The following is a 14560-nucleotide window of genomic DNA, read 5'->3' as shown; positions in this document are numbered from 1 at the left end:
GAATGATGAGCGCTACGACGGTGGCGCCTGTTCAGAAAACGATTAATGCGGACGGAAATTAAGCGGCCAACGCCGCAAGCAGGGCCTTGCCGAAGATCCGGGCAACCTGCTCGACCTGTTCGCGGTTGATGATCAGCGGCGGCAGGAAGCGCACGACACTGCCGTAGCGACCGCCCAGTTCGATGATCAGGCCGCGCTTGAGGCACTCGCGCTGGATCAGCGAGGCAAGCACGCCATCATGAGGGCCACGACCCAGGGCATCCGTCGGTCCGCTCGGATCGATGATTTCCACACCGATCATCAAACCACGTCCCCGTACCTCACCCAGTTGCGGATGGTCCTGCTGGTGCTCGCGCAGACGAGTCATCAACAGTTCGCCCATGTTGGCCGCGTGCTGCGCCAGGTTCTCGCCATCGATGTAGCGCATCACCGCGGAGCCGGCGGCCATGGCCATCTGGTTGCCGCGGAAGGTACCGGCATGAGCGCCCGGTTGCCACTTGTCGAGCTCTTCGTGATAGAGCATCACTGCCAATGGCAGGCTGCCGCCGATGGCTTTCGACAGCACCAGCACATCGGGGACGATGCCGGCGTGCTCGAAGGCGAACATGCGTCCAGTACGTCCGAAGCCAGACTGAATTTCATCGAGGATTAGCGGGATACCGGCCTTGGCCGTTATATCGCGCAGCTCACGCAACCACTCGTTGGCAGCGGGGATCATCCCGCCCTCTCCCTGCACCGCCTCGACGATCACGGCCGCTGGCGGCTGCACGCCGCTTTCTGGATCGTTGAGCAGGTTTTCCAGGTAACGCAGGTTGGTGCGCACACCCTCTTCGCCACCGATGCCGAAGGGGCAACGGTAGTCATAGGGGAACGGCAGGAATTGCACGCCTTGGCTGACCAATGCCCCCAGCGGTGTCTTGGCCTTGAGGTTACCCATCAAGCCCAGGGCGCCCTGGCTCATGCCGTGGTAGCCACCGCTGAAGGCCAGTACCGTGCTACGCCCGGTAGCGATGCGCACCAGTTTCAGCGCAGCCTCAACGGCATCGGTGCCGGTCGGGCCGCAGAACTGGATCTTCGCCTGACGGGCGAACGTTTCCGGCAGGATGGCGTAGAGGTCCTGTACGAAGCGGTCCTTGACCGGCGTGGTCAGGTCCAGGGTATGCAATGGCAATTCATCGTCCAGTACCTGCCTGATCGCCTCGATCACCACCGGATGGTTATGACCCAGTGCCAGGGTCCCGGCGCCGGCCAGGCAGTCGATGAACACGCGCCCCTCCACATCTTCCACATGGATGCCGCGAGCGCGCTTGAGCGCCAGCGGAATACGCCGCGGGTAGCTGCGCGCATTGGACTCCTGCTGCTTCTGCCGTTGCAGCAAGGCGTTGTCTTCGAACTGGAAAAGCGCTTCGTCTGATTCCAGTCCGCTGTGTACCAGTTCCGCCACCACACTGTTCATGGATCCACTCTCCATTGGAACGCAAGATTCGTTGCGAAGAAGACGTCTGAATCTCCTTCGCAATTAGCCTCTAAAGCGCTTCGAGCCTCGACATCAAATCATCCAACCGACTGGCCTTCTGTTCGGTCAGCGCCGCGCCTTCCAACGCATCGATATAGCCGGCCAGCGCCTCGACGCTGTGGCACTCGAACATCGCCCGCAGGGGCACGTTGCGCTGCAGAGCCTTTTGCACCCGTGAGGCGATTTGCGTGGCCAGCAGCGAATGACCGCCAAGGTCGAAGAAGTTGTCGTGGATACCGACTTTCTCCACCTTCAACACATCGGCCCAGATACCGGCCAGCGTGCGCTCCAAGTCATTGCGTGGGGCCACGAAGGCCTGGGCCTGCAGTTGGCCGATCTCCAGTGCCGGCAGCGCCTTGCGATCGAGCTTGCCGTTGGCGTTGAGCGGCATGCGTTCGAGCAGGCACCAGTGCAGCGGCACCATGTAGTCGGGCAACGACGTGCGCAGGTACTGCTTGAGGCGTTCGAACAGTTCGCTGCGCTGGACCACCTCGGCCGCCGGGTCGCTGGCCTTGGCGAACGAGACAGCAGGGACCAAGTAACCGACCAGATAACTGCCATTGGCGCCCTCTTGCACGGCTACCGCGACGTCGCGTACTTCGCCATGCTCATGCAGGCGTGACTCGATTTCACCCAGTTCGATGCGGAAGCCACGGATCTTCACCTGGTGATCCAGGCGGCCGACATACTCCAGCACACCATCGTCACGACGCCTGGCCAGATCGCCACTGCGATACAGACGCTCGCCGGCAGCGCCGAACGGATGCGGCACGAAGGTCAGCGCCGTGCGCAATGGATCACCGACATAACCGCGACCGACGCCCGTACCGGCGATGCACAATTCACCACTCGCTCGCGCCGGAACCAGGTCCAGCGTTTCGTCGAGGATGAACAGTCGGTTGTTGTCGGTCGGCGTACCGATGGGCAGGTAGCTGCCCTCGGTCGACGCTTCATCCACCTGGAAGAACGCCACGTCATCCGAGCACTCTGCGGGACCATAGGCGTTGACCAAGGCGACGGAGGGATGACGAGCCAGCCACTGCCGTGCCAGCTCGGGTGGCATCGCCTCGCCGGTGGGGAGCATCCAACGTAGGCTGCCAGTCACAACCGACTCTTCGGCCAGCATGCCCTGGATCAGAGACGGCACGCTTTCCAGCACCGTCACGCCACGTTCTCGCACGCGCTGAAGCAATCCTTTCGGATCATGGGCGACGGCATTGGGGATGATCTCGACCCGCCCGCCGAACAATGGTGCCGCGAGGAACTGCCACACCGAAATGTCGAAACTCTGCGAAGCCGTCTGCGCAATTACATCCTGCTCGCTCAATTGCAGATACGGCACCTTGGCCAATTGGTTATTGAGCATCCCCGCCTGTTCGACCATCACGCCCTTGGGCAGGCCCGTGGAGCCGGAGGTGTAGATGACGTAGGCGAGGTTATCCGGAGCGCTGTAGCGACCGGGGTTGTCGGTGCCATAAGCCGCGCCCTGGACATCCTCCCAAACCAGCAAGCGCGGCCGCTGCGCTTCAGGCAGTTCGCCCAGAACATCCTTCGCCTGCTCACGACTCGCCTCGGTGCAGACCAGCACCGGCGCACGGCTCAACTGCAGAATACGCAGCAGACGCTGGCTCGGATGACCCGGATCGAGCGGCAGGTAACCCGCCCCCGCCTTAAAGCTGCCAACGATCATGCCAAGCAATTCGAGGCTACGATCCGCCAGCAGTGCCACCGGCTGGTCAAAACCAAGCCCCGCCTCGATCAACGCATGGCCCAGGCGGTTGGCCTGCTGGTTCAGCTCATCGTAACGCCAGGACTCATCCTCGCAGCGAGCGACCAGGCGCTGCGGATGGGCCGCCACCCGCGCCTCGAACAGGCGCGCATAACCGGCATCCAGCGGATAGCTCGCGTCGCTCCGATTGCAGGTCTCGATCAGATCACGCTGTTCAGCTTTGGCGATCAGCGGCAGTTCGGAGACGTCGCCCATCAACCCATCGGCCAGCGCCAGCAGCAGGCGCTTGAACTCGCCGAGCAACGTTTCGACTGTTTGCGCCGAGAAATAACGCGGATCGAAGGACAGGTGCAGGCCCAAGTCGTCGCCGGGATAGCAGACCACGGTCAACGGGAAGTTGGTGTGGGTGCGACCGGAGTCGGAGCTGGCATTCAGGCTGCGCGCATGCGCATGCACCTCGGCTTCCACCGGCGCGTTCTCGAACACGAACAGGCTGTCGAACAGCGGCTGGCCCTTGGGCAACTCACTGCACTCCTGGATAGTCACCAGCGGCAGGTACTCATGCTCGCGCAATTCCATATTGCGATCGAGCAAGCCGCGCAGCCAGTCGCGTACCGACAGCCGCTCGCCGATACCCGGCAAGCGCACACGCAGCGGGATGCTGTTGATGAACAGGCCGACAGTGCGCTGCATGCTTGGCATATCCACCGGGCGCCCGGCCACGGTCACGCCGAACAGCACGTCGCGGTCGCCACTGTAGCGACGCAGTACCAGCGCCCAGGCCGCCTGGGCGAAGGTGTTGATAGTCAGTTGGTGACGCTGCACCAGTTCGCGCAGACGGGCTCCCTCCTCGACGGCCAGACGGGTGTAGCGGTCTTCCACTGGAACGGCGCCGCCCTGTTCGCGCAGGATCGGCCGGTCGCTGGGCAATGGCGTCGGACGCTCGAAACCACTCAGCGTGGCGCGCCACCAGTTACGCGAGGCGGCCTGGTCCTGACGACCGAGCCAGGCGATATAGTCGCGATAACGCGGCGCAGCCGCCAGTTTCGCCTCGTGCCCTTCGCCCAGCGCGGCGTAGCACTCGAAGAAGTCGCTCATCAGCAGGCCACGGCACCAGGCATCGATGAGGATGTGGTGGTTGCTCATCATGAACCAGTAGCGCGCCTCGCCCACGCGGATCAGGCGCAGATGGAAAGGCGGCTCGCGCAGCAGATCGAAGCCGGCCTCGCGCTCGCGTTTGTGCAGGGCCTGCAGGATCTCCTCGTGTTTGGCCTCGGGCAGATCACGCCAGTCGAGGATATCCAGCTGCGTGCCACCCGCCTTGTGGATGATCTGCAGCATCGCCTCGCCTTCGCTCCAACTGAACGAAGCACGCAAGGCCTCGTGGCGAGCGATGACCTGCCGCCAGGCCTCGGCGAAACGCTCCAGGTCCAGTTCGGCATTGATCCGATAACGATCCTGCATGTAGTAGATGCCGGTGCCTGGCTCCAGTAGGGTGTGCAGCAACAGGCCTTCCTGCATCGGCGTCAGCGGGTAGACGTCTTCGATCTGCGCGGCCGGCACCGGCAGTGCATCAAGTTGAGCCTGATCAAGCCGTGCCAGGGGGAAGTCGGATGGCGTCGGGCCACCCGCGCCCTCCTCCAGGCAATGGCCGATCAGGACGAGCAGTTCATCGCGTAGCGCCTCGGCCAGTCGCTGGATGGTTGCCGCATCGTAGCGAGCCTCGCTGAAGGTCCAGCGCATCACCAACTGGCCATGCAGCACCTGCGCATCGACGCTCAGTTGATTGGGCAGCGGCGCCTGAGCGTCGTGTACTGCGCCGACGCCCCCTTCGAGCGGACGCAGCAGGGCATCGGCGAAGCCCTGTTCGACCTGGCCCAGGTAGTTGAAGGTGATCGGCGCCTGTGGCAGCGAAGCCACGACACTCCGGCTGCCGGCATCCGCCAGGTAGCGCAGTACGCCGTAGCCAAGCCCCTTGTGCGGCACCGCACGCAATTGCTCCTTGATCGCCTTGATGGTGTCGCCAGCACTCGCCTCGGGCCGCAGGCACAACGGGTAGGTGCTGGTGAACCAGCCAACTGTACGGGTCAGGTCGAGTTCTTCGAACAGTTCTTCACGACCATGGCCTTCCAGTTGGATCAGCGCCTTCTCGCCGCCGCTCCAACGACACACTACACGAGCCAAAGCACTGAGCAGCAGATCGTCCACTCGCGTGCGATAGGCAGCCGGGGCCTGTTGCAGCAGTTGCCGGGTATGGCCGTCATCCAGGCGTACGCTGACTTGGCGGGCCAGCGCCTCGTGATTGGCGCCGTCCGGGCGCTCGCATGGCAATGCGTCACTCGCGTCATGCAAATGTACTTGCCACCAGTTCAACTCCTCACGCAGCGACTCGCTGCTGGCGTAGGCGGCCAGACGTGCAGTCCAGTCGCGGAAGGCACTGGTTTTCGCCGGCAACACGGCATCTGGCTGGCGATACAGGTTTTGCAGATCGTCGAGCAGGACGCGCCAGGACACACCGTCGACCGCCAGGTGATGGATCACCAGCAGCAGTCGCTGTTCGTCGCGATCATTGCTGACCAGCAGAGCACGCAGCAGCGGTCCTTGAGCGAGGTCCAGGCTCTGCTGCACCTCGTTGAATAATGCTTCGCAATCCTTCAGGTCTGCCACCTGCTCGCAACGCAGCAGTGCCTCGCCATCCGGCAACACATATTCGGCCTTCCAGGTTTCGCCCTGCTGCTGGAAGCGCAGACGCAGCGCGTCGTGCTGCTCGAGCACACGTTGCAGCGCCTGCACCAGGCGCTGTGCATCCAGAGCCTCAGCAGGTTCGAACAGCAGCGCCTGGTTCCAGTGGCTGCGTTGCGGCATCGGCTGCTCGAAGAACCAATGCTGGATCGGCGTCAGTGCGCTATCGCCACTGATCAGCCCTTGTTCAGCCTGATGCAATTGCTCGTGGCTGGCGATCTGCGCCAGGTCGCGGATGGTCTGGTGCTGGAACAGATCGCGCGGGCTGAAATGCAGACCGAACTGACGCGCCCGGCTGACCACCTGGATCGACAGGATCGAATCGCCGCCCAACTCGAAGAAGTTGTCGTCCACACCAATGCGCTCGATGCCCAGCACATCCTGCCAGGCCCGGGCGAGCTGCGCCTGGGTGTCGTCCTGGGGCGCGGCGTATTGCTGCGCCGCCGCGTTCAGGTCCGGCGCCGGCAGCGCGCGGCGGTCGAGCTTGCCATTGGGCATCAGCGGTAGATGGTCGAGGAACAGCAGGTGCGTCGGCACCATATAGTCCGGCAACTGGCTGCGCAGGAACGCCTTGAGGCCGTCTCGCAGTTCATCCGCACGAACCTGGCTGGCGACATAGCCGATCAGTTGCTTGCCGGACGGCGTATCCAGCGCCAGTACTGCCGCTTCGTCGACCGCCGGATGCTCCAGCAGGCGCGCCTCGATCTCACCGAGTTCGATACGGAAGCCACGCACCTTGACCTGCTGGTCGATACGGCCGATGTACTCGGCCAAACCGTCTGCGTTTTGCGTGACCCGGTCGCCGCTGCGATACAAACGGCCTCCCTCGGCAGAGAACGGATCGGGTACGAAACGCTCGGCCGTCAGCGCCGCGCGCTGGTGATAACCACGGGCCAGGCCCGCGCCACCGATATACAGCTCGCCTGCCGCGCCCTGAGGCAGCAGCGCCAGATCGTCATCCAGCAGATAGGCTGCGCGATCCCCCACCAGGGTGCCAATCGGTACGCTCAAGGCGCCTTCGCTGAGTTGTGCAGGAGCCAGGCAGGTCAACGGCATCACCACGGTTTCGGTGGGGCCGTAGGCATTGAAGAAGCGCTCGGGCGCAAAGCCCTCGCGAATACGCTGCAGATGTTCAGGCGTCAGCGCCTCGCCGCCGGTGATGCACAGCCGCACCGGCAACCGTTCGCCGCGCCCCGCCAGCCATTGCGCCAGTTGGCTGCCATAGCTCGGGGTGAAGCCGAGGATATTCACCCGCTGCTCGCGAATCAGTTGGCAGATGTCCTCGGCGCCCCACTGCCCCTGTTCGCGGATCACCACGCGGGCGCCGCACAGCAAAGGCGTGAGCAGGCGCTCGGTGGCCGCATCGAAGTTGATCGAGTAGAAATGCAGCTCGCAGTCATCAGGGCCGAGGCCGAAGCGTTTGATCACCGCCGCGCAGTGCATGGCGATCTCGCCATGGGCCACCGCCACACCTTTGGGGCGCCCGGTCGAGCCCGAGGTGTAGATGATGTAGGCCAGGTTGCCGGCAGTCACCGCTGTCGCCGGTGCGCGGGTCGGCAACGCATCCAGGCCGCTGTCGCCGGCGAACGACCAAGCCTCGACGGTATCAGGCAACTCACCCAGCGTTTCGAACAGTGTTTGCTCACCCAGCAACAGGACGATGCCGCTGTCTTCGATCATGTATTGCAGGCGCTCGGCCGGGTACTCCGGATCGAGCGGCACATAGGCGCCACCCGCCTTGAGAATGGCAAGCAGGCCGATGACCATTTCCAGCGAACGCTCGAAGGCCAGCCCTACGCGCACTTCCGGTCCGACACCTTTCTCCTGCAGACGATGGGCAAGCTGGTTCGCCCGTGCCTCCAGTGCGGCATAGCTCAGGGTCTGGCCGGCGAAGGTCAGTGCCGGCGCCTGCGGCGTGCGGGCGGCCTGCTGGCTGAACAGCTCGTGCAGGCATTGATCGAGCCCGATCGAATCCGGCTCACCGGTGAAGCCCAGCAACGCTTCGCCGCTGGAGAACATCGGCAGGTCGGCCAGGCGTCGTTGTGGCGCCTCGACCATCGCCGCCAGCAGGTTACGCCAGTGCTCGGCCATGCGCGCGATACGCGGCTCGTCGAACAGGTCGCGGCTGTAGGTGAAGCAGCAGCCTAGGCGCTGATCGAGGTCGGTGACCTCCAGGTACAGGTCGAACTTGGTCGCCCGCGCATCGTTGACCAGGTAGTCGAGGGTCACGCCCGCCAACTGCCTGCTCTGCTGGAACTCCCAGCGCTGCACGTTGCACATCACCTGGAACAGCGGGTTGTAGGCCGCACTGCGGGGAGGCTGCAAGGCTTCGACCAAATGATCGAACGGCAGATCCTGATGCGACTGGCCCTCGATGACCGTGGCGCGCACCTGGCTCAACAGCTCGGCGACACTCATTTGCCCATCCAACTGGCAACGCAGCACCTGGGTGTTGAGGAAGGCGCCGATCAGGCCTTCGCTCTCCGGGCGCGTGCGGTTGGCTACCGGCGCGCCGATACGCAGGTCAGGCTGGCCGCTGTAGCGATAGAGCAGCAGCGCCAGGGTCGCGACCATGGTCATGAACAGCGTCAGGCCATTCGCGCTGTTGTATTCGCGCACCCGTGCAGCCAGATCATCGTCCAGATCGAAACGGAACAGTTCGCCGCGTGAACTTTGCACGGCCGGGCGTGGCCGGTCGCTGGGCAACTCCAGCAGCGGATGCTCGTCACCGAGCTTGGCCTTCCAATACTGCAATTGCCGCTCGCCCTCGCCGGCTTCCAGCCACTGGCGCTGCCAGGCGCTGTAGTCCAGGTATTGCACCGGCAACGGCGCCAGCGGCGAATCGATGCCGGCCAGACGTGCTTCATAAAGTTCGCCCCACTCGCGGGCAAAGACATCCATGGCCCAGCCTTCCGTGACGATGTGGTGCAGGGTCACGACGAGAAAATGCTCCTGCTCCGCAGTGCGAACCAGGCAGACCCGCAGCAACGGGCCGCGCTCCAGATCGAACGGCTGGTGCGCCTGCTCATCGGCCAGTGCCTGCAAGCGTTGCTTAACCCGGGTCGCATCCGAATCGCTGTAGTCCATGTGCAGCATCTGCACGTCGGAAGTTTCCGCCACGCGTTGCCAGGCTTTGCCGGCCTCGCTGGGGAAGGTTGTGCGCAGGGTTTCATGGCGCAGGATAAGGTCCTGCAGCGCTTGCTCGAAACGAGCGGCATCCAGCTCACCGCGCAGGCGTGCCATGCCGCCGACGTTATAGGCTGGGCTGTCCGGCTCCATCTGCCAGAGGAACCACATGCGCTGCTGGGAGTGGGACAACGGTACACGCTGGCCGCGATCGATCCGGGCAATGGCGCCCTGGCTGTCGTGCAGACCTTCGCTGCGCACGCCTTCGATCCAGGCCACGAAGGCGCTCAACTGGCTGGCCTCGAACAGGCTGCGCAAGGGCAACTCGATATCGAAAGCCTGTCGAGCCCGGGAGACGATGCGCGTGGCCAGCAACGAATGACCGCCCAGGGCGAAGAAGTCGTCGTCGAGGCCGATGCGCTCGATGCCCAGCACTTCGCTCCAGATCGCCGCCGTCTGTATTTCAACCGGCGTTTGCGGCGCCACGTAAGCGCGGGTTTTCCAGGCCGGCTCGGGCAGTGCCTTGCTGTCCAGCTTGCCGCTCGGGGTCAGCGGCAACGATGCCAGGAACACGAACTGAGCCGGAACCATGTAGTCCGGCAGGGACTCGGCCAAGGCGGCCTTCAGTCGCTCGACCATCACCAGCTCGGCCTCATCCCCCTCGGCACACAGGTAGGCGACAAGTTGCGCCCCCGTGGCACTGTCACGCAGGACCACCGCCGCCTGGCGTACCGCCGCCTGTTGCAGCAGCAAATTGCGGATTTCTTCAAGTTCGATGCGCACGCCACGCAGCTTGACCTGCTCGTCCAGGCGCCCGAGGTATTCCAACGCCCCATCGTGGCGAACACGCGCGCGGTCGCCGCTGCGGTAGAGCCGCGCGCCCTCGTCGCTGGGCACGAAGCGCTCGGCGGTCAACGCCGGCCGCCCCAGATAGCCGCGCGCCAGCCCGGCGCCACCCAGGTACAACTCCCCAGCAACGCCTGATGGCAGCAACTGGCCTTCTTCATCCAGCACCGTGCAAATGCTGTTGGCCAGCGGTATGCCAATCGGCATCCGCTCCCGCTCATCGCCTTGCACCGGCCAGTGGCAGGCATTGATCGCCGCCTCCGTCGGGCCGTAGCGGTTATGCAGCGCCGTATTCGGCAGCACCTCGCGTACCCGGCGCGCCAGCTCGACGGACAGCGCCTCGCCACCGGAGAACAGCAGGCGCAGGCTGCCGCTTTCACGCAGAGCGGGCTCCTCGATGAACAGTTGCAACAGCGGCGGCACGAAGTGCAGGACACTCACGCCCTGCTCGCGAACCCACTGCACCAGGCGTGCGGGGTCACGCTGATCGCCCGGTGACGACACGACCAGGCGGCTACCGATGATCAGCGGCAGGAAGCATTCCCACACCGAGACGTCGAAACTCAATGGCGCTTTCTGCAGGAACACGTCGCGCTCGTTCAGCGCATATTCTTCGCGCATCCAATGCAGACGTTCGGCCAGGGCGCCATGGGAGACACCGACGCCTTTTGGCTTGCCCGTGGAGCCGGAGGTATAGATCACATAAGCCAGGTTATCCGCCTCCACCCTTGGCATTACGCCAGCGGGAGTCTCGCCCAGGATCGGTAAAGCCTCCAGGGACAGGCGCGGCAGGGCGGCGGGCAGTTCAATGCGCTCCAACAGTTCGGCGTCGGCCAGCAACAGCGCGATGCCGCTGTCCTCGATCATGTAGCGCAGGCGGTCCTGCGGATAATCCGGGTCCAGCGGCACATAGGCTGCGCCAGTGCGGATCACCGCCAGCAGCGCCACCATCAACGCCTCGGAGCGATGAGCCATGAGGCCAACACGTGCCTCCGGGCCGATGCCCCGAGCCAGCAGGTGACGGGCCAGCTTCTCGGCCCGATCATGCAACTGTGTATAGGTCAGCTCGCCAGCACTGCTGGTCAGGGCAAGTGCATCAGGGCTGGATTTGGCTTGCTCGGCAAGCAGCTCGGGCAACAGCGTTTTCGGCTGCGCCACGACGTTACGGCTCCAACGCAGCAGTTGATCCTGCTCTTGCCCGGCCAGCAGTGGCAGGTCGAACAGCGCTCGCTCCGGCTCGTCGCAGGCATGCTTGAGCAACTGCACGAAGTGTTCGGCCAGACGCTCGACAGTCCGCGCCTCGAACAGCGCCTCGGCGTAATCGAAGGCCAGGCTGATCTGCCCGCGAGCATCTTCCTCGCTCTGCAACTGCAGGTCGAACTTGGCCTCGCGGCTGTTCCAGGGCAGTTCCTCGGCGAGCAGGCCCGGCAAACGGCGCAAGGCGCTCAGGTCACGCTGCTGGTGGTTGAACATCACCTCGAACGGCTGGTTATCGCCAATCGCCTCGGCCACCGCCGAGAAATCCACCTGCTGGTTGGCCTGGGCAGCGCTGACGACTTCGCGCGCCGCACGTAACAGTCCAGCGAAACTCTGCCGAGGAGCAATGCCGATACGCAGTACCTGAGTGTTGATGAAGAACCCGACCAGCCCCTGGGTCTGCGGCAGATAACGCCCGGCACTGGGCACGCCCAAACGAATGTCGACCTGGCCGCTGTAGCGATGCAGCAACGCCTGGAAGGCGGCCAGCAGAACCACGAAGGTGGTGGTTTCCTGCTGGCGAGCGAATGCACGCACACGCTCGGCCAGGGTCTTGTCCATCTTCACCTGCAAGCGCGCGGCGGGAGAATTCCCGCTGCCACGGGCGTGATCCAGAGGCAGGTTCAGGACGTCATGGTCCCCGGTCAGTTGCTGTGTCCAGTAGTTCAACTGCGCGTCATCCGGCGCCTGCTCATGTTGCCAGGCGGCAAAGTCGGCGTAGCGGATCGGCAACGCCGGCAGCGAAGCCGATAGACCTTGGACCTGCGCCGCATAGAGTTTGGCGAACTCATCGAGCAGGATGCTCAGCGACCAGCCGTCGGCGACGATGTGATGCAAGGTGACCAACAGCAGATGATCCTGCTCATCCAGGCTGACCAGGCGCACACGCAGCAGCGGCCCGCTCTGCAGATCGAAGGCATGCCGTGCTTCGTCATCGCGAATCTGCGCGGCACGCTCGTCACGCTGCGGCGACGGTAAACTCGAAAGATCATCGTGAATCAGCGTCCAGCCATCCGCCGGGACGATGCGCTGCAGCACCTCGTCGCCCTGTTCGACGAATACCGTACGCAACGCCGTGTGGCGCTCCAGCAGTTCGACGAACACCGTTTGCAGCGCCTGGGCATCCAGCTCTCCGCGTAAACTCAGGCCGCCCGGAATGTTGTACGCCGCGCTGTTCGGCTCTTTTTGCGCGAGCAACCAGAGACGTCGTTGCCCGGCTGACAGTGGCAGCTGCGCATCTTCAGGCTGGCGACCGATACGGACAGGCGCATCGCCGCGAGCCAAGCCCTCCAGATAAGCGATGAAGGCCGAAAGAACCGGCGCTTGATAGAGATCGCTCAACTGCAGGTCGACCTGTAGCTGATCGCGCAGCTCGGCAATCATCTGGATCGCCTGGATCGAGTTGCCGCCCTGGGCGAAGAAGTTGGCGTCGTCCGCTAGGCGCTCGACCTTGAGGCTGTCGCGCCAGACTGCAGACACCCGCTCGGCCAAGCTACCGACCGGTTCTGCACTTACCTGCGCCTGGGTTTCGCCATCACGGAAAATCGCAATGCTGTCCAGCGTTCCAGCCTCGAGCTGGGCGCGACATGCCGAACGCTGCAGCTTGCCGCTGGAGGTTTTCGGCAGCGCGCCGGGGTTCAGCAACACCACCACACTCGGTGACTCGCGGTGCGCCTCGGAGACGGCCAGGCGAATCTGTTGCGCTAGATCCTCCGGCGGCACCTGACGGGCACTCTTGCGGCTGATTTCCGCGGCGATGCCCAGCGACTCCTGGCCATCGCGCTGCACGGAAAATGCCGCGACGCGGCCCTTGCGCACCACCTCGACATGGTCCTCGACAGTACGCTCCACATCCTGCGGATAGAGGTTCTGGCCACGGATGATCAGCATGTCCTTCAGCCGCCCGGTGACGAAGATCTCGCCCATATGGCGGAATCCGAGATCCCCCGTGCGCAGCCAGGTCCGGCCGTCACGCTCGATGAAGGTCTTGGCGGTCGCCTCGGGGTTGCGCCAGTAGCCATGGGCGACGCTTGGACCGGACGACCAGATCTCACCAACCTGGCCGTCTTCGAGCACATCGAAACTGTTGGGCTCGACGATCTGCACCGGGTGCTCCGGCTGCTCCCAGCCGCAGCTCATCAGTACCGGACCGTCGCCAGGCTTTGCCTGGTTGGCGGCCAAGGCCTCGCCGTCCACTTGCAGGGCGGGAATACCCTCGCCAGGCCGCCCACCCGTCACGAACAGCGTGCCCTCAGCCAAGCCATAGCTGGCGAGATAGAACGAACGCTTGAACCCGCAAGGCGCGAAACGCTCAGCGAACGCCTCCAGGCTGTCCTGGCGAATCGGTTCCGCACCGGAAAATGCCACGCGCCAGCCAGACAAATCCAACTCGGCCAGTTTGCTATCGGCAATCCGCTCGCAGCACAGGCGGTAGGCGAAATCCGGACCACCACTGATGGTGCCCTTGAAACGCCCGACAGCCTCCAGCCAACGCACCGGGCGCTCGAGGAAATACTGCGGCGACATCAACACCACCGGCACACCGCTGTAGATGCCCTGCAGCAGGCCACCGATCAGGCCCATGTCGTGATAGAGCGGCAACCAACTGACAATCACATCGCCATCATCAACGCGATAGCCCTGGCGAATCAGCCACTCGTTGGCTTCCAGGTTGCCGTGACTGACCTGTACGCCTTTCGGCATTGCCGTGGAGCCAGAGGTGTATTGCAGGAACGCGATAGCCGAAGGTGGAAGCTCAGGAGCCTGCCAACCGTGCCCGGCCGAATCGTCCAAGGTATCCACAGCAAGCACTTCGGGCAGCGCCTTGCCCAGCGCCTTGGCCATCATTTTCAGCGGAGCGACCAGCGCATCGACCGTGAGGATCAGCGCCGGCTCGGCATCTTCGATGATCGAAACCAGTCGCTTGAGATGCTGCGGCTGGGTCGATTCCGGCGGATAGGCCGGGACTGCGATCACACCCGCGTATTGGCAAGCAAAGAACGACGCCACGTAATCCGGGCCGCTGGGGAACAGCAACAGCGCGCGATCGCCAATCTGCGCACGGCTCGAAAGCGTGGCGGCAATGGACCGCGACTTGGCATCAAGCTGTGCGTAACTGAAGACCTCGCCCTCGTGATGCTCAGCGCTGAGAAAGCGCAACGCCGGTCGCTCACCCTGCTGCGCAGCGTGCACCATCAACGCTCGCGCGACGGATACCGGCCGCTCGAAGGTCTTCTTCATCGTTCCACCTGCCTCTCGATCATGTCCTGGCGAGGCCTGGGGACCCCGGTTCATAGGGACGATGACGGATCCGACAAGGTGAAAATTAATTGGCGTAACGCGAA

Annotated in this window: 2 protein-coding genes; both read right to left on the bottom strand. The window is 63.9% G+C overall.

Annotation, left to right across the window (positions count from 1 at the left end):
- Positions 1 to 58: 58 nt before the first annotated feature.
- Entirely contained in the window at positions 59 to 1456 is a 1398-nt protein-coding gene (locus ACSZPK_RS25485) for an aspartate aminotransferase family protein (RefSeq protein ID WP_437884420.1), read from the bottom strand.
- A 70-nt stretch (positions 1457 to 1526) separates the two neighbouring features.
- Positions 1527 to 14456, bottom strand: coding sequence for a non-ribosomal peptide synthase/polyketide synthase (locus ACSZPK_RS25480; protein ID WP_437884419.1), 12930 nt, complete (start codon positions 14454 to 14456; stop codon positions 1527 to 1529).
- Between the last annotated feature and the right edge of the window lie 104 nt (positions 14457 to 14560).

This window comes from Pseudomonas sp. LRF_L74 (assembly GCF_965644255.1).
In the GTDB taxonomy this organism is placed as follows: Bacteria; Pseudomonadota; Gammaproteobacteria; order Pseudomonadales; family Pseudomonadaceae; genus Aquipseudomonas.
Note: the sequence above shows the minus strand (reverse complement) of the source record. Positions and strands in the feature narration are given on the sequence as shown.